The sequence below is a fragment of the Paenibacillus sp. V4I3 genome, from assembly GCF_030817215.1.
Classification (GTDB): Bacteria; Bacillota; Bacilli; order Paenibacillales; family NBRC-103111; genus Paenibacillus_E.
This window is the reverse complement of sequence record NZ_JAUSZA010000001.1, coordinates 356,810-378,736: the sequence shown is the minus strand read 5'-3', so window position 1 is coordinate 378,736 and position 21,927 is coordinate 356,810. Positions and strand designations below refer to the sequence as shown.

General features: G+C 46.5%; 13 protein-coding genes, 3 rRNA genes and 1 riboswitch. All 16 genes read left to right on the top strand.

From position 1 onward, the window contains the following. Positions 1-56: 56 nt before the first annotated feature. The 16 genes from guaA to QFZ77_RS01770 all read left to right on the top strand — a co-directional run bounded on the left by guaA (position 57) and on the right by QFZ77_RS01770 (position 21,906). Positions 57-1,595: a glutamine-hydrolyzing GMP synthase gene (gene guaA / locus QFZ77_RS01845; RefSeq protein ID WP_307435320.1), complete on the top strand. Its 1,539-nt coding sequence runs from the start codon at positions 57-59 to the stop codon at positions 1,593-1,595. 95 nt (positions 1,596-1,690) lie between these two features. Next, positions 1,691-1,791: riboswitch (purine riboswitch) on the top strand. A gap of 137 nt (positions 1,792-1,928) precedes the next feature. Then, on the top strand, positions 1,929-3,332 hold the full coding sequence (locus QFZ77_RS01840; protein ID WP_307435317.1) for an NCS2 family permease: 1,404 nt from the start codon (positions 1,929-1,931) through the stop codon (positions 3,330-3,332). Positions 3,333-3,687: 355 nt separating this feature from the next. Further along, positions 3,688-5,229, top strand: a 16S ribosomal RNA gene (locus QFZ77_RS01835). Positions 5,230-5,469: 240 nt separating this feature from the next. Then, positions 5,470-8,388, top strand: a 23S ribosomal RNA gene (locus QFZ77_RS01830). A 68-nt stretch (positions 8,389-8,456) separates the two neighbouring features. Continuing rightward, positions 8,457-8,573 (top strand): 5S ribosomal RNA (rrf, locus tag QFZ77_RS01825). Together the 16S, 23S and 5S rRNA genes form the textbook arrangement of a ribosomal RNA operon. 197 nt (positions 8,574-8,770) lie before the next feature. Beyond that, the gene (gene chrB / locus QFZ77_RS01820) at positions 8,771-9,364 is read left to right on the top strand and encodes a chromate efflux transporter ChrB (RefSeq protein ID WP_483874674.1); all 594 of its coding nucleotides are present in this window, start codon (positions 8,771-8,773) and stop codon (positions 9,362-9,364) included. Next, entirely contained in the window at positions 9,361-9,894 is a 534-nt protein-coding gene (gene chrA, locus QFZ77_RS01815) for a chromate efflux transporter ChrA (protein WP_307435314.1), read from the top strand. The genes chrB and chrA overlap by 4 nt, the downstream gene beginning before the upstream one ends. 313 nt (positions 9,895-10,207) lie before the next feature. After that, positions 10,208-11,740 carry an ABC transporter ATP-binding protein gene (locus QFZ77_RS01810; protein ID WP_307449172.1) on the top strand — a complete coding sequence of 511 codons (1,533 nt, stop codon included), beginning with the start codon at positions 10,208-10,210 and terminating at the stop codon, positions 11,738-11,740. 68 nt (positions 11,741-11,808) lie between these two features. Further along, complete coding sequence (locus tag QFZ77_RS01805) at positions 11,809-12,858, top strand: ABC transporter permease (protein ID WP_373462720.1); 1,050 nt, start codon at positions 11,809-11,811, stop codon at positions 12,856-12,858. A 57-nt stretch (positions 12,859-12,915) separates the two neighbouring features. Beyond that, the gene (locus QFZ77_RS01800) at positions 12,916-13,845 is read left to right on the top strand and encodes an ABC transporter permease (protein ID WP_307435309.1); all 930 of its coding nucleotides are present in this window, start codon (positions 12,916-12,918) and stop codon (positions 13,843-13,845) included. 31 nt (positions 13,846-13,876) lie between these two features. Further along, on the top strand, positions 13,877-14,359 hold the full coding sequence (locus QFZ77_RS01795) for a nucleoside deaminase (protein WP_307435307.1): 483 nt from the start codon (positions 13,877-13,879) through the stop codon (positions 14,357-14,359). 749 nt (positions 14,360-15,108) lie between these two features. Continuing rightward, entirely contained in the window at positions 15,109-16,245 is a 1,137-nt protein-coding gene (gene chvE / locus QFZ77_RS01790; protein WP_307435304.1) for a multiple monosaccharide ABC transporter substrate-binding protein, read from the top strand. Between the two features lie 91 nt (positions 16,246-16,336). After that, positions 16,337-17,887 carry a multiple monosaccharide ABC transporter ATP-binding protein gene (mmsA, locus tag QFZ77_RS01785; RefSeq protein WP_307435301.1) on the top strand — a complete coding sequence of 517 codons (1,551 nt, stop codon included), beginning with the start codon at positions 16,337-16,339 and terminating at the stop codon, positions 17,885-17,887. After that, entirely contained in the window at positions 17,871-19,034 is a 1,164-nt protein-coding gene (mmsB, locus tag QFZ77_RS01780; RefSeq protein ID WP_307435299.1) for a multiple monosaccharide ABC transporter permease, read from the top strand. Before mmsA ends, mmsB begins: the two co-directional genes overlap by 17 nt. A 92-nt stretch (positions 19,035-19,126) precedes the next feature. Beyond that, the gene (locus QFZ77_RS01775; protein ID WP_307435296.1) at positions 19,127-20,851 is read left to right on the top strand and encodes a methyl-accepting chemotaxis protein; all 1,725 of its coding nucleotides are present in this window, start codon (positions 19,127-19,129) and stop codon (positions 20,849-20,851) included. A gap of 38 nt (positions 20,852-20,889) precedes the next feature. Next, entirely contained in the window at positions 20,890-21,906 is a 1,017-nt protein-coding gene (locus QFZ77_RS01770; RefSeq protein WP_307435291.1) for a substrate-binding domain-containing protein, read from the top strand. The last annotated feature ends 21 nt before the right edge of the window (positions 21,907-21,927 follow it).

Sequence of the window (21,927 nt, the reverse complement as noted above, 5' to 3'; positions counted from 1 at the left end):
AGTGGACAAGGGGAGCCCCTTAAACCTCAATCGCTATGAATCTAGGAGGTCGGATAATGAGTAAACCGAGTGAAATGATTGTCGTATTAGATTTTGGAGGCCAGTATAATCAATTGATTGCTAGACGAATTCGTGATTTGGGCGTTTACAGCGAGCTGCTGCCGTTCAATACAACTGTTGATAAAATTCGTGAGCTTAACCCTAAGGGGATTGTGTTCTCGGGCGGTCCGTCGAGCGTATACGGTGAAGGAGCTCCCGCTGTTGATGCAGGAATCTTTGATCTGGGCATTCCGATTTTGGGTATTTGCTATGGCATGCAGTTGATTGCTCACCAACTGAACGGTAAAGTTGAACGCGCGCATACGCGTGAATATGGCAAGGCAGATCTTGCATTTACGAATGAAAGCCCGCTCGTGAAAGGGTTAGAGTCCAAACAAACCGTGTGGATGAGTCACGGCGATCACGTTTCCGTCCTGCCTGAAGGCTTCGTCATAGAAGCAAGCACGGATTCTCTTCCGATTGCTGCAATGAGTAACCGTGAGCGTAACATTCATGCGGTACAGTTCCATCCAGAGGTTCGTCACTCTGTCCAAGGGAACGAAATGATTAATAACTTTATATATGGCGTCTGCGGTTGCGAAGGCGATTGGACGATGTCCTCTTTTGTTGAAGATATGATTAAAGAGCTTCGTCAAGAAGTTGGCGACAAGAAAGTACTATGCGCCCTTAGTGGCGGTGTGGATTCATCGGTTGTTGCTATCCTGCTTCATAAAGCAATTGGTGCTCAATTGACATGTATGTTTATTGATCATGGTTTGCTGCGTCAAGGTGAAGCGGAGAGCGTTATGGACACTTTTGTCGGTAAATTCGATATGAAAGTGGTCAAAATTGATGCGCGTGACCGTTTCCTCGGTAAGTTGGCCGGCGTAGACGATCCAGAGCAAAAACGTAAAATTATCGGTACCGAATTCATTCGTGTTTTCGAAGAGGAATCCAGTCAGTTCGATGACTTTACTTTCCTAGCCCAAGGTACTTTATACACAGATATCGTGGAAAGCGGTACGGCTACTGCTCAAACGATTAAATCACATCATAATGTTGGCGGACTGCCGAAGGATATGAAGTTCAAGTTAATCGAGCCTTTAAAAACACTTTTCAAAGACGAAGTGCGTAAAGTAGGCGAGGAATGCGGCCTTCCATCAGCAATCGTTTGGAGACAGCCTTTCCCAGGTCCAGGTCTAGCTATTCGTGTTCTAGGTGAAGTAACGGAAGATAAGCTGAAAATAGTTCGTGAATCCGACGCCATTCTACGCGACGAAATCGCCAAAGCTGGCTTAGATCGCGAGATCTGGCAATATTTCACAGCACTTCCGGGCATGAAAAGCGTGGGAGTTATGGGTGATGCAAGAACTTACTCTTATACCGTAGGTATTCGTGCTGTTACATCGATTGATGGAATGACAGCTGACTGGGCGCGTATCCCTTGGGATGTGCTTGAGAAGATTTCGGTTCGTATCGTTAATGAAGTTGAGAACGTGAATCGTATCGTTTATGACATCACGTCTAAGCCGCCTGCTACCATTGAGTGGGAATAATATAAATCACTAGTAAAAAGACGAACGTTCTGGGAAAAAATACCCCTGTATCGTTCGTCTTTTTTATTGACATCTGGTTATTTCACAACTAAAATGTGTTATGGATAACAGTTTTTCGTATAATCTCGGGAATTGGCCTGAGAGTTTCTACGAGATCACCGCAAATGATCTGGCTACGAAAAAAAGGAACGGAATCCGTATGAGTTTCTACGTGCACCTTTAGACATCTAAGGCAGCTCTCATATGGATAGCTCCTTTTTCGTACCCGGAATCAGGCATTATGATTCCGGGTTTTTTGCTGTTCCCCACATTCGTTTTAGGAGGAGTAGGAAAATGGATCGCTTTTTTAAATTGAAACAAAACGGCACGACAGTAAGAACAGAAATCATGGCGGGGATCACCACTTTCATGACGATGGCTTACATCCTAGCGGTAAATCCAGACATTCTGAGTGCTTTTAAATCGGGGGCTACCGGCGGTGACTGGACTTCGATTTTCTTGGCTACAGCGATTGCTGCAGGTGTAATGACAATTGCAATGGGGTTATTCGTTAACTTTCCAGTTGCGCTAGCTCCTGGGATGGGCTTGAATGCTTACTTCGCGACTATCATTTTAACATCACAAGGTAAATTCACGTTTTCAATGGCTTTAGCAGCCGTATTCATTTCGGGGATTATTTTCATCATTCTTACCATTACCAGAGTCCGTCAAATGCTCCTTGTGGCCGTTCCAGACAGCCTGAAGCATGCGATTACTGTGGGCATTGGCTTGTTTATAGCAATGATTGGTTTCAAGAATAGCGGCATTTTAACGGTTGCGGTTGAAAGCGGCAAAGATATTAAGGCTCATCAATTTACAGATGTACTTTCATTTGAAACTGTATTCCACATGGGTTCATTAGAAGATAAAGGCGTTATTTTAACAATCGTTGGAGTCTTGTTGATTTCTATCTTTATGGTGCTTCGACTGCGCGGCGCAATCTTGATTGGTATCTTGGCTACGACAATCATTGGATATTTCATGGGTATGGTTAATCTCGGTACATTGACTAGTGCTGACACGACATGGGTTCCTGATTTAACAAAGCTTCGTTTCGCTGATTTTGATTTTGCAGGCATTATGACAACGGGAATCGTTTCGGTTATTGCTACGTTTACGTTTGTTGAGCTTTTTGATACATTCGGTACTATGGTTGGAACAGCGAATCGCGCTGGTATTATGAAGAATAAAGAAGAAGGCAATAAGCGTGTAGGTAAAGCCATGTTCGTAGATGCGATTGGTGTTAGTGGCGGTGCGTTAGTTGGGACAAGTACCGTTACTGCTTTCGTAGAAAGCGCAGCGGGTGTAGCAGAAGGCGGACGTACAGGTTTAACGGCAGTAACGACAGGCGTATGTTTCTTGCTTGCCCTGTTCTTAGCTCCGATTGCCATGTTGGTTCCTGGTTCTGCGACAGCGGCAGCGTTGATTGTAGTTGGTGTTCTGATGGTTCAATCCATTCGTGAGATCGACTTTCAAGACTTCGTTCTGGCGATCCCAGCTTTCCTTACAATTGTATTGATGCCTTTCACTTACAATATTGCGAATGGTATCTCCTTCGGTATCGTTACGTATGTAGTTCTGGCAGCAGCATCTAATTTAGGTGGCAAAAGTCAGACGCGTTATCCGATTCACTGGTTAATGTGGGTACTGGCGATTCTAATCCTAGCTCGATACATCTTTATAGGAAGCCAAGGTTAAAAAGGTTCAAGCTCTGGTGCATAACGCACTGGAGCTTTTTTGTTATTAACATTTCCATATTTTCCTATGTATAAAAAGCTTGCAATCGGTTTGTGGATTTGTTATATTACTCCTTGTCGCTTCGGCGGTCGAACGAAAGAACCGAAGAAATCAAAAAAAGTTCTTGCAATCGAATAGGTCGATGTGGTATATTGATCAAGTCGCCTTTGAGGGGCGAAGGATTAAAACGAAAGAAATTGATCTTTGAAAACTGAACAACGAGTGAGTAAGCACGAACGAGAAATCGTTCAAAAAAGAGATTGCAAAATCTCGCTAGCAACGCAAATGAGCAATTAAGCTTTCAAATAGTTTTACTATTATGGAGAGTTTGATCCTGGCTCAGGACGAACGCTGGCGGCGTGCCTAATACATGCAAGTCGAGCGGATTTATCCTTCGGGATAAGTTAGCGGCGGACGGGTGAGTAACACGTAGGTAACCTGCCTATAAGACTGGGATAACTATCGGAAACGATAGCTAAGACCGGATAACTGGTTTTCTCGCATGAGAGAATTATGAAACACGGAGCAATCTGTGGCTTATAGATGGGCCTGCGGCGCATTAGCTAGTTGGTAGGGTAACGGCCTACCAAGGCGACGATGCGTAGCCGACCTGAGAGGGTGAACGGCCACACTGGGACTGAGACACGGCCCAGACTCCTACGGGAGGCAGCAGTAGGGAATCTTCCGCAATGGACGCAAGTCTGACGGAGCAACGCCGCGTGAGTGATGAAGGTTTTCGGATCGTAAAGCTCTGTTGCCCTAGACGAACAGCAAGGAGAGTAACTGCTCTTTGTGTGACGGTATAGGAGAAGAAAGCCCCGGCTAACTACGTGCCAGCAGCCGCGGTAATACGTAGGGGGCAAGCGTTGTCCGGAATTATTGGGCGTAAAGCGCGCGCAGGCGGTCAATTAAGTTGGGTGTTTAAGCCCGGGGCTCAACCCCGGTTCGCATCCAAAACTGGTTGACTTGAGTGTAGGAGAGGAAAGTGGAATTCCACGTGTAGCGGTGAAATGCGTAGAGATGTGGAGGAACACCAGTGGCGAAGGCGACTTTCTGGCCTATAACTGACGCTGAGGCGCGAAAGCGTGGGGAGCAAACAGGATTAGATACCCTGGTAGTCCACGCCGTAAACGATGCATACTAGGTGTCGGGGATTCGATTCCTCGGTGCCGAAGTTAACACAGTAAGTATGCCGCCTGGGGAGTACGCTCGCAAGAGTGAAACTCAAAGGAATTGACGGGGACCCGCACAAGCAGTGGAGTATGTGGTTTAATTCGAAGCAACGCGAAGAACCTTACCAGGTCTTGACATCCCTCTGAATACGGTAGAGATATCGTAGGCCTTCGGGACAGAGGAGACAGGTGGTGCATGGTTGTCGTCAGCTCGTGTCGTGAGATGTTGGGTTAAGTCCCGCAACGAGCGCAACCCTTGATCTTAGTTGCCAGCACTTCGGGTGGGCACTCTAAGATGACTGCCGGTGACAAACCGGAGGAAGGTGGGGATGACGTCAAATCATCATGCCCCTTATGACCTGGGCTACACACGTACTACAATGGTCGGTACAACGGGAAGCGAAGCCGCGAGGTGGAGCCAATCCTTAAAAGCCGATCTCAGTTCGGATTGCAGGCTGCAACTCGCCTGCATGAAGTCGGAATTGCTAGTAATCGCGGATCAGCATGCCGCGGTGAATACGTTCCCGGGTCTTGTACACACCGCCCGTCACACCACGAGAGTTTACAACACCCGAAGTCGGTGGGGTAACCCGCAAGGGAGCCAGCCGCCGAAGGTGGGGTAGATGATTGGGGTGAAGTCGTAACAAGGTAGCCGTATCGGAAGGTGCGGCTGGATCACCTCCTTTCTATGGAGACTCGGATCTGATAGATCCAGTCAAGTATCTTCGGATACAAAACGTTTACTCACTCGTGTTCAGTTTTGAAAGAGCAATCTTTCAAACGCAAGTTGACAACCAACATCGCTTTGCGAATGTAATGGTTGCAACATTGTTCCTTGAAAACTAGATAACGAAACAAAACGTAAAGTAAGAACTTAGGTTGTGTGATTCTTTTGGATCATGCAAAAATCTTTAAAGTTTTTTCTAGGTTAAGCTAGAAAGAGCACACGGAGGATGCCTAGGCACTAGGAGCCGAAGAAGGACGTGGCGAACGACGAAATGCCTCGGGGAGCCGTAAGCAGGCTTTGATCCGGGGATGTCCGAATGGGGGAACCCAGCTGTGGTAATGCGCAGTTACTCTATTGTGAATACATAGCAATAGTAGAGGCATACCCAGGGAACTGAAACATCTAAGTACCTGGAGGAAAAGAAAACAAAAGTGATTCCGTCAGTAGCGGCGAGCGAAAGCGGAATAGCCCAAACCAAGGAGCTTGCTCCTTGGGGTTGTAGGACCTCGTTGTGGGGTTAGTTCGGTAGGCGAAGCGATCTGGAAAGGTCCGGCATAGAAGGTAAAAGCCCTGTAGCCAAAATCGAACGAAACCCCTAGAGGTATCCTGAGTACGGCGGGTCACGTGAAACCCCGTCGGAATCCGGCAGGACCATCTGCCAAGGCTAAATACTCCCTAGTGACCGATAGTGAAGCAGTACCGTGAGGGAAAGGTGAAAAGCACCGCGGAAGCGGAGTGAAAAAGAACCTGAAACCGTGTGCTTACAAAAAGTCAGAGCCCTCTATATGGGTGATGGCGTGCCTTTTGTAGAATGAACCGGCGAGTTACGTTCCCGTGCGAGGTTAAGTTGAAAAGGCGGAGCCGCAGCGAAAGCGAGTCTGAATAGGGCGCTTTAGTACGTGGACGTAGACCCGAAACCGTGTGATCTACCCCTGTCCAGGGTGAAGGTGAGGTAACACTCACTGGAGGCCCGAACCCACGCATGTTGAAAAATGCGGGGATGAGGTGGGGGTAGCGGAGAAATTCCAATCGAACTCGGAGATAGCTGGTTCTCCCCGAAATAGCTTTAGGGCTAGCCTCGGATGTTGAGTTGTGGAGGTAAAGCACTGATTGGGTGCGGGGCCCGCCAAGGGTTACCAAGTCCAGTCAAACTCTGAATGCCACAAACTTAAATCCGGGAGTCAGACAGTGAGTGCTAAGATCCATTGTCAAAAGGGAAACAGCCCAGACCATCAGCTAAGGTCCCCAAGTGTGTGTTAAGTGGGAAAGGATGTGGAGTTGCACAGACAACCAGGATGTTGGCTTAGAAGCAGCCACCATTGAAAGAGTGCGTAATAGCTCACTGGTCGAGTGACTCTGCGCCGAAAATGTAACGGGGCTAAACACGCCACCGAAGCTATGGCTTGCACTTTAGTGCATGGGTAGGGGAGCGTTGTATGTACGTTGAATTCTGACCGTAAGGACAGGTGGAGCGCATACAAGTGAGAATGCCGGTATAAGTAACGAAAAGATCAGTGAGAATCTGATCCGCCGAAAACCTAAGGGTTCCTGAGGAAGGCTCGTCCGCTCAGGGTAAGTCGGGACCTAAGGCGAGGCCGAAAGGCGTAGTCGATGGACAACAGGTGGAAATTCCTGTACCACCGTAGCCGTTATGAGCAATGGAGTGACGCAGAAGGATAGTGACGCGAGCTGATGGATGCTCGTCCAAGCAGTGAGGCTGATGTGTAGGCAAATCCGCACATCGTAAGGCTGGGCTGTGATGGGGAGGGAAATTTAAGTACCGAAGGTCATGAGTTCACACTGCCAAGAAAAGCTTCTAGCCAGGCGAAGGTGCCCGTACCGCAAACCGACACAGGTGGGTGAGAAGAGAATTCTAAGGCGCGCGGAAGAACTCTCGTTAAGGAACTCGGCAAAATGACCCCGTAACTTCGGGAGAAGGGGTGCCTCGGTAGGGTGAATAGCCCGAGGGGGCCGCAGTGAAAAGGCCCAAGCGACTGTTTAGCAAAAACACAGGTCTGTGCGAAGCCGCAAGGCGAAGTATACGGGCTGACGCCTGCCCGGTGCTGGAAGGTTAAGAGGAGTGGTTAGGGACCTCGGTTCCGAAGCTATGAATTGAAGCCCCAGTAAACGGCGGCCGTAACTATAACGGTCCTAAGGTAGCGAAATTCCTTGTCAGGTAAATTCTGACCCGCACGAATGGCGTAACGACTTGGGCGCTGTCTCAACGAGAGATCCGGTGAAATTTTAATACCTGTGAAGATGCAGGTTACCCGCGACAAGACGGAAAGACCCCATGGAGCTTTACTGCAGCTTGATATTGGACTTTGGTACGATCTGTACAGGATAGGTGGGAGCCTTTGAAGCCTGAGCGCCAGCTTGGGTGGAGGCATCGTTGGGATACCACCCTGATCGTATCGGAGTTCTAACCTAGTACCGTGATCCGGTATGGGGACAGTGTCAGGTGGGCAGTTTGACTGGGGCGGTCGCCTCCTAAAATGTAACGGAGGCGTTTAAAGGTTCCCTCAGAATGGTTGGAAATCATTCGCAGAGTGCAAAGGCATAAGGGAGCTTGACTGCGAGACCTACAAGTCGAGCAGGGACGAAAGTCGGACTTAGTGATCCGGTGGTACCGAATGGAAGGGCCATCGCTCAACGGATAAAAGCTACCCTGGGGATAACAGGCTTATCTCCCCCAAGAGTCCACATCGACGGGGAGGTTTGGCACCTCGATGTCGGCTCATCGCATCCTGGGGCTGAAGTAGGTCCCAAGGGTTGGGCTGTTCGCCCATTAAAGCGGTACGCGAGCTGGGTTCAGAACGTCGTGAGACAGTTCGGTCCCTATCTGTCGCGGGCGTAGGAAATTTGAGAGGAGCTGTCCTTAGTACGAGAGGACCGGGATGGACGTACCGCTGGTGTACCAGTTGTCTCGCCAGAGGCATCGCTGGGTAGCTATGTACGGAGGGGATAAGCGCTGAAAGCATCTAAGCGCGAAGCCCCCCTCAAGATGAGATTTCCCAGTATGTAAGACCCCTTGTAGACGACGAGGTTGATAGGTTCGAGGTGGAAGTGCAGCAATGCATGCAGCTGACGAATACTAATCGGTCGAGGGCTTAACCAAAACCCTGAAATGTTCACTTTACGTAAGTTTCGTATCTAGTTTTCAAGGCGCAAACCACGCTTTGACTGTTTGGTGATGATGGCGGAGGGGACCCACGCGTTCCCATCTCGAACACGACCGTTAAGCCCTCCAGCGTCGATGGTACTTGAACCGCAGGGTTCTGGGAGAGTAGAACGTTGCCAAGCACACGAAAAAACCTTACAAGGAGAAATCCTCGTAAGGTTTTTTTATTTATCCGAGCGGCTTTTATTCAATTTCAAGCCAAGTCCCAAGAATCTGAAGAATCTTTGTCATTTTTACAAAGATAAGAAAAGAATCGAGTGAATCCTTTTAACTTATATTACAATAAAGCTTAATGGTGTTACAGAGACAGGAGTGATACATAGTGGGGAATGCCTATGTTCAGATAGGTATGGCAATGTTCCGGACGGGGATATTGGGATATGGCGGCGGGCCGTCGATTGTGCCGTTGATACGGTACGAGGCGGTTACGCGATTTCAATGGATGAAGGATGAGGAATTCATGGAAGTGCTGGCGATAGCTAATACACTTCCGGGACCGATAGCAACGAAACTAGCAGGGTATCTTGGATATCGGCTCAAAGGGGGATGGGGAGCAGCGATTGGTGTTTTAGCTCACATTGTTCCTACCTGTGCAGCAATGGTGGGGTTGTATTCGTTCATTAATTTCTTTAGTACTTCACAAGTGATTAAAGGAATGATAGCGGCGGTAGTGCCTATTGTCGCGGTGATGTTAGGCGTGATGGCGTATGAGTTCGGGGAGAAGGCGGTTAAAGGCTTGGGTTGGGCGGCAGGTCTCACATTTTTTGTTATTTCATTCTTGTTGCTGCAGATTTTCTCTGTGCACCCGGCTATCGTTATTTTTATGTTTTTACTATATGGGGCTTTCCATCATAAGCTAAAGGACAAGTGGAACAAGAACAAGAAGCAGCTTGGCAAAGGTGAGGGCGTATGAGTGAGTGGTGGCATTTACTTGTTAGTTTCTTTTTAGCCAATGTGTTCGGATACGGAGGCGGGCCCTCGTCGATCCCGCTCATGTATCAAGAGATTGTTCCGAATCATGCTTGGATGACCAGCAGTGGATTCTCGAACATGTTAGCGCTTGGGAATGCGCTGCCTGGACCGATTGCTACGAAAATTGCCGCCTATGTTGGCTTTCAAATCGGTGGTTGGGTCGGTGTTCTAATTGCCGTGGCTGCAACGGTTGTTCCTTCCATTATTGCACTCATCATTTTGCTGAATATCCTGCAGAAATATAAGCAATCTCTGGTAATCAAAGGAATGACGCTGCTTGTTCAGCCTGTTATTGCGATCATGATGGTGTTGGTCACGTGGAGCAGTATGGTGGAATCTACGAAAACGATAGGATACTTGCAGTTTATTGGCATTGCCGCAGTTGCTTTCTATCTCATTCAAAAGAGGAAGATTCACCCTGCGTTTGTGATTGTGGCTGGTTTCGTTTATGGCGGTATATTTCTTTCGTAATTTATTGGCATAGAATAGCTTTTAGAGCGCTCTTTATAATAAGAGTGCTCTTTTTATTTAATGCGTGACTTAATTTAACATCAATTTTGGCGTGAGGCACAAAAGTTTTGTCATTTTTCGTTAGATCCCCTAATATGATGTGATGTTAATTGACGTGTAATTCACCTGAACAGTATAGTGAGGAAAATAGATATAATTCTGTGTTCTTATTCGAATAGTCTTGTTTCAGAAACAGCAGATCCTGGGTAGGGAGATGCTGTTTTGAGTATATAGGGATGTAGTAATAAGGATATAGAAGGAGGGGGCTCCCTTGATGAAAACGGAGGGTTATTCAGTTGAGATGAACCAGATCGTCAAGCAGTTTGGTTCTGTTGTAGCTAATGATCATGTTGATTTCCGGGCAAAAGCTGGAGAGATTCATGCGTTGTTAGGCGAGAACGGTGCCGGTAAAAGCACAGTGATGTGCATGCTCTCAGGTGTATATCGCCCAACAAGCGGAGAGATTCTCATCCACGGTGAGAAGGTGCGAATTCGATCGCCGAAGGATGCGATGAATCTAGGGGTTGGCATGGTCTTTCAGAATTTTCGACTTGTTCAAACGTTAACTGCGGCGGAGAATATTGTTCTTGGGGAGTCATCTTCGTTCTGGCGCGGTCCACGATGGCTCGCTAGAAAGTCCGAGGAGATCGAGGCGATATCCAAGCACTTTGGTCTACCGTTTCCGGTAGACCGGCCCATTTGGCAGCTGTCGGTCGGGGAACAGCAGCGTGTTGAAATTGTGAAGACGCTCTATCGGGGAGCGGATTTAATTATTTTGGATGAACCTACCTCGGTGTTGACGCCAGGTGAGGTAGATCAGTTGTTTGAGACACTGAATCGTATGAAAAAAGAAGGCAAGACGGTCATTATGACGACACATAAACTCAAGGAGGTCATGTTTGCTTCGGATCGCATATCGGTTATGCGTAAAGGCGAGATGATCGCAACGATGGCGAAGTCAGAAACGAACGAGAGGGATCTGGCGCAGCTGATGGTCGGCAAGGAGAGCCTAGAAAGCCGCACGATTGTTAGAGAGAAACCGCAAGGAGAGCCGATGCTTGTGGTCGATGGTTTGAATGTGTATGCGGATCATGGACGTAAGGTGCTGGATGGACTTCATTTTCAAGTGAGTAAAGGCGAGATTGTTGGTGTTGCCGGAGTGTCTGGAAACGGGCAGAAGGAGCTTGCGGAGGTGTTAACGGGACTTCGCGTATGGAAACAAGGTGATGTCCAATTTGACGGAAAGGCATTGCGTAACGGTTCGGTGCGCGCAGCCATTGAGTTAGGCATTGCCCATGTGCCGGAAAACCGCATGAAGAGCGGTCTAGCGGGCAGCTTGGGCTCCGTAGATAACCTGCTCTTCAAGACGTATCGTTCTCCGGAACGATCTCGATTCGGTCTACTTCGTACTGGGAGCAATCGAAGTTGGTCGCAGAAGCTTGTTGAGCTATTCGATGTGAGGACATCGGGGATTGATGCACCTGTTCAGTATATGTCGGGGGGTAATCAGCAGAAGCTGCTTTTTGCCCGGGAAATTGATCAAGCTCCGAAGCTGATGGTAGCCGTGCATCCAACGCAGGGGCTTGATGTAGGTGCCACTGGGGGTGTGCACCTATTGCTAGAGGAATTGCGCAGCAAGGGGAGTTCTGTTCTCCTAATATCAGAGGATTTGGATGAGGTGCTGCAGCTAGCTGACCGAATACTTGTCATGTACGATGGACGCATCGTGGGCAATATTCCGCGAGAGGAAGCGAGCCGTGAATATATCGGTATGTTGATGGCGGGGTCTGAGGAGGATGCAGGGTGAGCGAACAACAAACGGCGGGAACCATTCCAATAGAAAAAAAGGTGCCTAAGCGAGAAGCTAGTTTTCGTATGCCTTACCGTTTTGAGATGGATCCTGCAGGTCCAGCCAGTCCGTGGTGGGTGACGATTATATCTATCGTCTTGGCGCTTGTGGCCTGTGGTATTTTTATAGCCTTGAATGGCATGAATCCGATTATGGTCTATGCCAAAATGCTGAAAGGTGCCTTTGGTTCTTCCTTTGGCATTACAGAAACTCTTGTGAAGGCAATTCCGCTGCTGCTTTGCGGTCTTGGCGTCTCGATCGCGTACCGGATTTCGGTATGGAATATTGGTGCCGAGGGGCAGTTTTTGGCTGGGGCGATGGCGGCTACCGCGGTTACGGTTTATTTTCCACAGCTGCCAATATACATTTCGATTCCAGCTATGGTGGTGGCGAGCATCGTAGCCGGTGGGGTCTGGGGATTGCTGACGGCGATTCCAAGGACATATTTTCAAGTTAACGAACTAATTACATCTTTAATGTTGAATTATGTAGCTCTTCTTGCCTTAAATTATGCGGTATTCGGTCCATGGAAAGATCCGAAAGGCTTTAACTTCCCAGGATCCCCGATGTTCACCGCGGCGCAGTCATTACCTACTTTTGGAGCTACCCGACTCCATTTCGGGATCGTTTTTGCTATTGTTGCCGTGCTGCTCTATGCGTTTATGATCCGATATACGCGTTGGGGTTATGAGCTGCGTCTCATTGGTGCGAATGCGGAAGCTGCGCGGAACGCAGGAATTCGAATTTCCAGACATGTTCTTGTAGTTATGATCATTAGCGGCGGGGTGGCTGGGTTAGCGGGAATGAGCGAAGTTTCCGGTGTGGCGCACCGACTCATGTATGGTATTTCGCCGGGATATGGGTACACAGCCATTATTGTGGCTTGGCTTGCGAAACTGAATCCGGTAGGGCTGGTGATATCATCGGTGCTGTTCGGAGGGCTCATTGTAGGAGGATACAGTGTGCAGACGATCGGTCTTCCTTCATCGACTTCTTCTATGATTCAAGGGGCTATCCTATTTTTCCTCATTGCGGGCGGTATGTCTGGGAAAATCCGCATTCGCCGCAATCGGTGATAGGTGAGCTGATGGGTGAGCTTGGATTGAAATCATGCTGAAAGGGGAGGAAATGTCATGGATATCGTCACACAATTAATTGTTTCCGCGATCTCTTCCGGTACGCCGCTGCTGTTAGCTGTATTGGGTGGAATTCTTATCGAAAGATCAGGCATTACACAATTGGGTGCGGAAGGACTTATGTTGATGGGGGCAGTAACTTCTTGTCTTGTCTTCATTCAAACTGGGAGCTTAGCGCTGACTCTTCTCTGTGTACTTGCAGTGGGCGGTGTTCTGGGTATACTTCATGGATTTCTTTGTGTAACCCTGCACGCTAATCAGGTCGTTAGTGGTCTGGCCATGACGATATTCGGCGCAGGTCTTAGCGCTTATCTTGGAAAGCGTGTTAGCGGCATTCCATTACCCGGAGCGGTACCAAGGCTAGATTTGCCATGGCTGGAGAATGTCCCGTTTATGGGGAAGATTTTTGCGCACTTGGATCTTTTTACCTGGTTTAGCTTTGTGCTGGTTATTGTCATGCATCTTTTCATCCATCGTACATCATGGGGGCTGCATCTTAGAGCGGTGGGGGATAATCCGGCAACAGCTGACGTTATGGGTATTCCTGTGATTGCCATTCGCTACGGCTGTATCATTATTGGTTCCATGTTGATCGGTATTGGGGGTGCTGATTTGCTGCTCGTATACACGCCGACATGGAATGAAGGAATGACCTCAGGACGCGGTTGGATTGCGGTGGCACTCATTATTTTCGCGAGATGGAATCCGGTTCGTGCTTTGGTATGCGCTTATTTTTTCGGTGTGTTGGATACGCTGGGGTTCCGTGTACAGCTTATTGGCAGTCATATCCCTTCTTATTTTTTGAAAATGATTCCGTACATCGTGACCATTCTGGTTCTGATGTTCCTCGGTTGGCGTAATCGCAATAAGCCTTCAGGTGCACCGGAAGCACTAGGTGTTCCCTATATTCGGGAGCAAAGATTTTAATGTTGAGCGGAAGGGGTGGGGGTACATGGTAATGGACCATGATAGGCATATTCTATTTTTGAAAAGATGTGTAGAGCTGTCTGTTCTAGCCAGAGAATCGGGGAATACCCCGTTTGGTGCGCTATTGGTTGGACCGAATGGAGAAATATTGCTGGAGCAGGGGAATATCGAGATCACGGAGTTGAACTGCACCGGACATGCGGAGACAACCTTGATGGAGGCGGCCTCTAATCGGTATAGCAAGAAAGAATTGTGGGAGTGCACCTTATATACGTCTGCAGAACCATGCGCGATGTGTGCTGGATCGATTTATTGGGGGAACGTTGGGCGTGTAGTCTTCGGAATATCGGAAAAAAGGCTAGCTTCATTGACGGGTGATGATGAGCAGAATCCTACGCTCGATTTACCGTGTCGTCAGGTATTTGCCAGGGGGAATAAGGCTATTCAAGTGCTCGGTCCTTTCCCTGAGGTAGAAGAGGAAGCTGTAGCAGCGCATGCTGGATATTGGTCTTAAACGTGTAGTAGAAAGGGCTGTCCCAAAAATCTTAACAGATTTAGGGATAGCCTCTTCTTTTTATCGCATTCAATCAGGATAGATCATCTCTGCGACACCTGAGTCATATGGGGAAGGATTGTTCCAGCTTCAACGAGACCCTGCTTCCCCCACCTGTCACTGCACCACTCCATTCCCACGGACCGCCACCTCGCGCGCTGTCCCGCACTCCACCTCCCGCCGTTGAGCCACAATTAGAGGTGAATCCTCCAGCTAATTAGACTCCGGCATCCTGAGAAATGCAACTAACTGGAAAACCTCCATCTAAATCGGCGATTGGTTGAAAAATTGACCGAATCTGATTGAATTAACGGGAGGTTATCCAGTTATTTTTGTTGTAAAGGGACAAGCGGAGCAATTAGCAGGATATTTTCACTTTAATTACATTGAGGCCAATTCCCCGCGCAGCTTGCTGCGTAAGTACACCCTGAAAGTAGCCAAACACTATACGAATTTCATTATTTCGTAATGCGCTGTGAGGGGCAAGGATGGCTAATTCGAAGTGGGAAAATTCAATGTGTAGACCTTCTAGCCAAGAAGGTACTTTAACCCCACATCTGGTTTGGGGCACCATGTGCACACATGAAAGCGTTTTAATAAGTTTAATATTTATAAAAACGAGTTGTTTTTTTGAAAAGACGCTGAATGCCTTCAGCCCTATACTTAGGTTATGAAACAAGAACCTGAGATAAACGAGAGGGGTAGTTCAGATGAAAAAAATGTTTTCCGTATTTGCTTTATTATCTTTGATTTTAGTGATTTCAGCTTGCGGGGCTAAAACCGCAACGACAGAACAGAAAGATGCGGCAAGCACAGCGGCGCCAACAGCAGCAGCCAAAACGGATGCGAAAGCCGGAGGTAAAGTAGGTATCTCGATGCCGACGAAATCATCTGAAAGATGGGTGAGCGACGGAGCTAACATGGTGAAGGAATTCGAAAAGCTTGGTTATAAAACTGACCTGCAATATGCGGAAGACGTTATTGAGAACCAAGTAGCTCAAATTGAAAATATGATTACCAAAGGCGTTAATATCCTCGTTATCGCACCGATTGACGGAGAATCTTTGACAGACGTTCTGAAGAAAGCGCATGATGCCAAAGTTGAGGTTATCGCATACGATCGTTTAATCAAAAAGAGTGAGTTTGTCAGCTACTACGCTACTTTCGATAATTTCAAGGTAGGCGTACTGCAAGCCTCCTATATCGAGAAAAAGCTAGGCTTGAAAGAGGGTAAAGGTCCATTCAATGTTGAGCTTTTCGCTGGATCACCTGATGATAACAATGCAAATTTCTTCTTTGATGGAGCCATTTCCGTACTGAAGCCTTACCTGGATTCCGGTAAATTAGTGGTGAAGAGCAAGCAAACAGCGTTTGAACAAGTGGCTACACTAAGATGGGACGGCTCGGTTGCCCAATCCAGAATGGATAACCTGCTAAGCAAAAACTATGCATCTGAGAAAGTGGATGCTGTGTTGTCTCCTTATGATGGCATCAGTATCGGAATCCTATCTTCCTTAAAAGGTGTTGGCTATGGGACAGCAAGCAAGGCGCTGCCGGTTATTACGGGGCAAGATGCAGAGCTAGCGTCCGTTAAATCGATCATTTCTGGGGAACAAACACAAACGGTATTTAAGGATACTCGTGAGTTAGCTAAAAAAGCGGTTGCGATTGCAGACAGTGTCCTAAAAGGAACCAAACCCGAAGTGAACGATACGAAAACGTATAACAATGGTGTTAAAGTTGTTCCTGCCTACCTGCTTGAGCCTGTATCCGTAGATGCATCCAACTATGAATCCATCTTGGTAACAAGCGGTTATTACACAAAAGATAAATTAGGTAAAAAATAAGTTTTCAACCTAGGAACTACCTAAATGATCTAGTGATAGCCGAGTATGACTATCGCTAGATCATTTATTACATGGAAGGCTTGGTGATCGCATGTCGGATGCCATATTGGAAATGAAAAATATTACGAAAACATTTCCGGGTGTGAAAGCGCTCAGTAATGTGAATTTACGTGTTCAAGAAGGCGAGATTCACGCCCTGCTTGGTGAGAATGGTGCAGGCAAGTCCACGCTTATGAAAGTTTTAAGCGGCGTATATCCACACGGATCCTATGATGGCGACATTCTGTTCAAGGGTCAAGTATGTGAGTTCAAGGATATCAAACAAAGTGAAAATCTGGGGATCGTCATTATTCATCAAGAATTAGCGCTTATTCCCTATTTATCGATTGCAGAGAATATCTTTTTGGGAAATGAACAAGCTTCACGAGGGATTATCAATTGGAACGATACCATTGTGAAGACAAGGGAACTACTGCAAAAGGTTGGATTAAGTGAGCAGCCCACGACATTGACAATCAATATTGGTGTTGGCAAGCAGCAATTGGTGGAAATCGCAAAAGCGCTATCTAAAAAGGTGAAACTGCTGATCTTGGATGAACCTACAGCTGCTCTGAACGAAGAGGATAGCGATAATCTGCTGAATTTATTACTGGAATTTAAGAAACAAGGAATCTCTTCTATTCTGATTTCCCACAAATTAAATGAAATTTCTAAGGTGGCGGATTCCATTACCATTCTTAGGGATGGTCAAACCATAGAAACGTTGGATATGAGAAAAGACCAAATTACCGAAGACCGCATTATTAAAGGCATGGTAGGCCGGGATTTAACACATCGGTATCCAATCAGGGAGCCGCAAATCGGCGAGACGTTGTTTGAAGTAAAGGACTGGAATGTCTATCACCCACTGCAAGACAATCGTAAAGTCATCGATCAAGTTAATTTGAACATTCGTAAAGGTGAAATTGTCGGCATTGCCGGGTTAATGGGAGCAGGTAGAACGGAACTGGCGATGAGTATTTTCGGCAAATCCTATGGGAAGAAAATCAGCGGTCATTTATATAAAGATGGCAAGGAAATTCACCTGCCAACGATTAATAAGGCCATTCATCATGGTGTTGCTTATGTGACGGAAGATCGCAAGAACTATGGATTAATCTTGATTGACGATATTAAAAGAAACATAACGATGGCCAGACTGGATAAGATTTCGAAAAATAAGGTCGTCAATGAGAATGAAGAAATTGTCCATGCGGAGAGCTTTCGCCAAAAGATGAATATTAAAACACCGAGCATTTTACAGAAAACAGGGAATTTAAGCGGCGGCAATCAACAGAAGGTCGTTTTAAGCAAATGGATTTTTTCAGAGCCGGATATTCTCATTCTTGATGAGCCAACACGGGGTATCGATGTGGGGGCTAAATATGAGATTTATACGATCATCAATCAATTAGCGATGGAGGGCAAAGGAATCCTGCTTATTTCCTCGGAGCTTCCCGAAATTCTGGGTATGTGTGACCGTGTTTACGTGATGAATGAGGGGAAAATGGTTGGTGAATTAAGTAAAGAGGAAGCTTCACAGGAAGAAATCATGAAGTGCATTACGAGAGCAGGGGGACACATGCATGGAAACACTGACTAAAATGTTTAAAAGCAACATCCGTCAATACGGCATGATTATTGCACTAGTCTTAATTACGGTATTTTTTCAAATCATGACGGATGGGGTTCTGTTAAAATCTCTGAATGTAACGAATTTGATTTTGCAAAATAGTTACATTTTGGTGCTGGCTATAGGTATGTTATTGGTCATTATCACCGGAAATATCGATCTATCTGTAGGATCTGTTGCCGCTTTTGTAGGGGCTGTGTCAGCCGTTCTGATGGTCGATATGAAAATTCCTTTTGTTTTAGCCGTTATCATTTCTTTGGTCATTGGAGCATTGGTAGGGGCATGGCAGGGTTTTTGGGTCGCTTATGTGAGAATACCATCTTTTATCGTTACGCTGGCGGGGATGCTCCTCTTCCGGGGGCTAACGATGATCGTTCTGAACGGGATGTCAATTGCGCCATTTCCGAAGACTTTTCAGAAAATCAGCTCTGGCTTTATCCCTGATGTATTAAATGGAAGCACAATGCATAACACTACACTGATCATCGGAGTTGTGTTATCCCTTATTTTGGTTTGGAGTGAACTTAGAAAAAGAAAGAATCAAGTCAAGTATAAATTCGATGTGATGCCAATGGGATTGTTGATTGCCAAAATTGCCGTCATGGTCCTGATCATTAACGTATTCACGTATGTGCTGGCTACCTATGAGGGTATTCCCAACATTCTGGTTCTTTTGTTTGTGCTCGTAGTTATTTACTCCTTCGTTATGAATAAAACGGTCATGGGACGCCATATTTATGCGCTTGGAGGAAGTGAAAAAGCGGCTAAATTATCAGGAATCAAAACGAAGCATGTGACCTTCTGGGTGTTCGTAAATATGGGGGTAATGGCAGCGCTATCCGGTCTCGTATTTGCGGCAAGATTAAATGCGGCTACACCTAAAGCAGGTGTAAACTTTGAGCTGGATGCCATCGCTGCGTGCTTCATTGGCGGTGCTTCCGCGACTGGTGGAATTGGTACGGTTATCGGTGCAATCATCGGCGGACTTGTAATGGGTGTCATGAACAATGGGATGTCCTTAGTTGGTCTAGGTATTGACTGGCAGCAGGGTATCAAGGGATTGGTGCTGTTATTTGCGGTAGGTTTTGATATTTACAACAAATCCAAAACTGCTTAGTCAGATGATATCTAGGCAATAGGGGATCAAATAAGACTTTTCCTGAAGAGGAGGGTCTTATTTGCGGCTTAAACCTACGGAGTGGGGGATAAATGATGAGTAAACGTATGACATGGCTAAGAAGTAATCCCTTCAAGGTACTCTCTCTTTCTTTGCGTTCAAAACTGATGATTGCCTTTGTGGTTATCGCTTTATTGGTCGTAGTGACGAGCGGATTATCCTACTATTTTCTGAAAAAAATCAATTTATCCTATGTGAATTTGTTAAATCATAATGCCATGATTCTGCAGCTTGCTTCGGATATCCAATACCAAACACAATTGCAGTATAGCCTTATGTCCAGCTATGTCATTGAACCTTCTCCGGAGAAAGTTCAAGCTATTCTCGAAAGCAATCAGAAGCTTTCTGCTTTGGTGCAAGACATCAAGGGGATCGACGAGAATGCGGAAGATCAAACTTACTATAAGGTAATGGGTGAGTCTATCGAGACGATTGCCGGATTGGTACATGATCTTGAGAAGACGAAATCCAGTTTTCAAAGGACCGTACCCCTCACTCAAAATTTAACCAAGCTTGCTGAGAAGATTCAGAAAAAGCAAAAGAACATCATGGAATTGAAGAAAGTGGAAAATGGAAATATGACGGATCAAACCATTCAAAAGCTCATATGGGTAAGCATCACGGCTTTAGTGATCGCGTTAGCCATAGGATGGATGGTATCCAGAATGATTATCGCCCCTCTCAGGACGATTGTTAAAGCGGCGAGAGATATAGCTTCTTGTGATTTAACGGGCCGAGATATTAGAGTCCGCAGCCGCGATGAGCTTCATGACTTGGCGGAGGCTTTCAATCAAATGAAGGGCAATTTGTTTAAAATCATTAGCCAGGTTGACGATCATGCGAAGCATGTATCTGCAGCGGCAGAAGAGCTCAGCGGCAACACCGAGCATTTGAGCCAAGCGTCGGAGCAAATTACGACAGTTGTGCAAGAGATTTCCGCAGGTTCCGAATCTCAGGTACAGCATATGATGACGGGAGTTACTTTCCTTGCTCAAATGGATCATTCCGTACAGCAAATTGCCAGGATTACGGAATTAACGAATGAAACGTCGTCTAACGCATTGGCAGCTGTTAGTAGGGGGACGGATTCTATCGAATTATCCATTAGCCAAATGAACGCCATTTATTATAAAATGAAAGTGCTTTCGGAGTCCGTCGAGCGCTTAGGAACGCACGTCACGCATGTCCTAGCAGCAAACGGTCTAATTGCCAATATTTCCAGACAAACTAATTTGCTTGCGCTTAACGCTTCGATTGAAGCAGCTAGAGCAGGTGAAGCTGGCAAGGGCTTCGCGGTTGTTGCTCAAGAAGTTCGTCATTTATCTAAGCAAACCACAGAGGCTGCAGATGAAGTGACGAGATTGGTGAGTGCGATTCAAGAAGAAATGAGCGAAGTCGTACATTCCTGTGAGGCAGGTTCACAAGAAGTGAGCACAGGGATTTCAGTTGTAAATGAAGCGAACGTGGCGTTTGAACGAATAAAAATAGAAATCGAAGAGGTTAGCGCGCAAATAAGTCAGGTATCCCTGCAATCCTCAGACATTTCTAAGAAATCGCAAACAGCTCTAGAAGTTCTTCGTTCAATAGAAGGAGTGGCCAAGCATACGGCTTCGGGAACGAGAGATGTGTCCATAAACATGGAAGAGCAATTCGCGAGCATGGAAGAAATCGTGTCTTCTGCCAACGTTTTAAGCGGGATGGCGGAAGAACTAGATGAATTAATCGGTAAATTTCAATTAAGATCGAATGACATATAGAGCTCATCTGCGTTCAAAGGGTCATAGGAGGAACAAGTATGAAAAAGCTGTTGATGGTGTATGCGATACTGATCGCAACTTTTTTGCTTTTCCTTTATTTTTATCAATACAACGAGCCTACGGATCAATCGCTTAAGCAAATGAATCGCGGTCTCCAAGGTAAAATCGAAGAGAAGTATGTGATGGTCAACTTTCAGTCCGGCATCGATTATTGGAAAAGTTGTCTAAAGGGCTTCGAGGATGCCGCGAAGACATTGAATGTTTCCGTGGAGTACCGTGGTGCTACACAGTACGATGTGTACGAAGAGATAACGGTTTTGGAACAAGTAATCGCCAAGAAGCCGGCAGGAATTGCGGTCTCGGCGATCAATCCGAACGCACTCGTTGTGACCATTAATAAAGCTGTAGAAGCGGGTATACCTGTCGTATTATTCGATTCTGGCGCACCTAAGAGTAAAGCCTACTCTTTTCTGGGAACGAATAATTATAATGCTGGCGTAAGCGCAGCTCACAAAATGGCTGAGTTGACCGGGACCAATGGTAAGCTTGCGATTATTACGCTGCCGAATCAACTGAATCATCAGGATCGGATGGCCGGATTTCAGGATACGATCCGAAGCAGCTACCCAAATCTACAAATTATAGCGATAGAAGATGGTAAGGGGGATCAATTGGCATCCGAACGGATTGCGGTTAAAGTTCTCAAGGATCATCCGGATTTGAACGGTATATTTGCTACGGAGGCCAATGGCGGTGTGGGCGTAGGTAATGCAGTGAAAAGCTTGAATCGGCTTTCTCAAGTGAAAATTATTGGTTTTGATACCGATAAAGGGACGCTCGATATGGTGAAGAACGAAACGATTTCGGCAACGCTTGCGCAAGGTACCTGGAATATGGGGTATTGGTCGCTTATGCATTTACTCCATCTTCAAAAGGAAGCCCAGAAATCGCATTTACCGCTGCAGAATGCCAAGGAGCCGCTTGTTCCTACTTACGTGGATACAGGAATTACAATCGTGACGAAAGAAAATGTCGATATCTATTATGCCAAATGACAGCGTAGAGGCGAATGATGA

Excerpts from the sequence above, each read along its gene's own strand:
- guaA (WP_307435320.1), top strand. The coding sequence starts at position 57 with ATGAGTAAACCGAGTGAAATGATTGTCGTATTAGATTTTGGAGGCCAG.
- QFZ77_RS01840 (WP_307435317.1), top strand. The coding sequence starts at position 1,929 with ATGGATCGCTTTTTTAAATTGAAACAAAACGGCACGACAGTAAGAACA.
- chrA (WP_307435314.1), top strand. The coding sequence starts at position 9,361 with ATGAGTGAGTGGTGGCATTTACTTGTTAGTTTCTTTTTAGCCAATGTG.
- QFZ77_RS01810 (WP_307449172.1), top strand. The coding sequence starts at position 10,208 with ATGAAAACGGAGGGTTATTCAGTTGAGATGAACCAGATCGTCAAGCAG.
- QFZ77_RS01805 (WP_373462720.1), top strand. The coding sequence starts at position 11,809 with ATGCCTTACCGTTTTGAGATGGATCCTGCAGGTCCAGCCAGTCCGTGG.
- QFZ77_RS01800 (WP_307435309.1), top strand. The coding sequence starts at position 12,916 with ATGGATATCGTCACACAATTAATTGTTTCCGCGATCTCTTCCGGTACG.
- QFZ77_RS01795 (WP_307435307.1), top strand. The coding sequence starts at position 13,877 with ATGGACCATGATAGGCATATTCTATTTTTGAAAAGATGTGTAGAGCTG.
- chvE (WP_307435304.1), top strand. The coding sequence starts at position 15,109 with ATGAAAAAAATGTTTTCCGTATTTGCTTTATTATCTTTGATTTTAGTG.
- mmsA (WP_307435301.1), top strand. The coding sequence starts at position 16,337 with ATGTCGGATGCCATATTGGAAATGAAAAATATTACGAAAACATTTCCG.
- mmsB (WP_307435299.1), top strand. The coding sequence starts at position 17,871 with ATGGAAACACTGACTAAAATGTTTAAAAGCAACATCCGTCAATACGGC.
- QFZ77_RS01775 (WP_307435296.1), top strand. The coding sequence starts at position 19,127 with ATGATGAGTAAACGTATGACATGGCTAAGAAGTAATCCCTTCAAGGTA.
- QFZ77_RS01770 (WP_307435291.1), top strand. The coding sequence starts at position 20,890 with ATGAAAAAGCTGTTGATGGTGTATGCGATACTGATCGCAACTTTTTTG.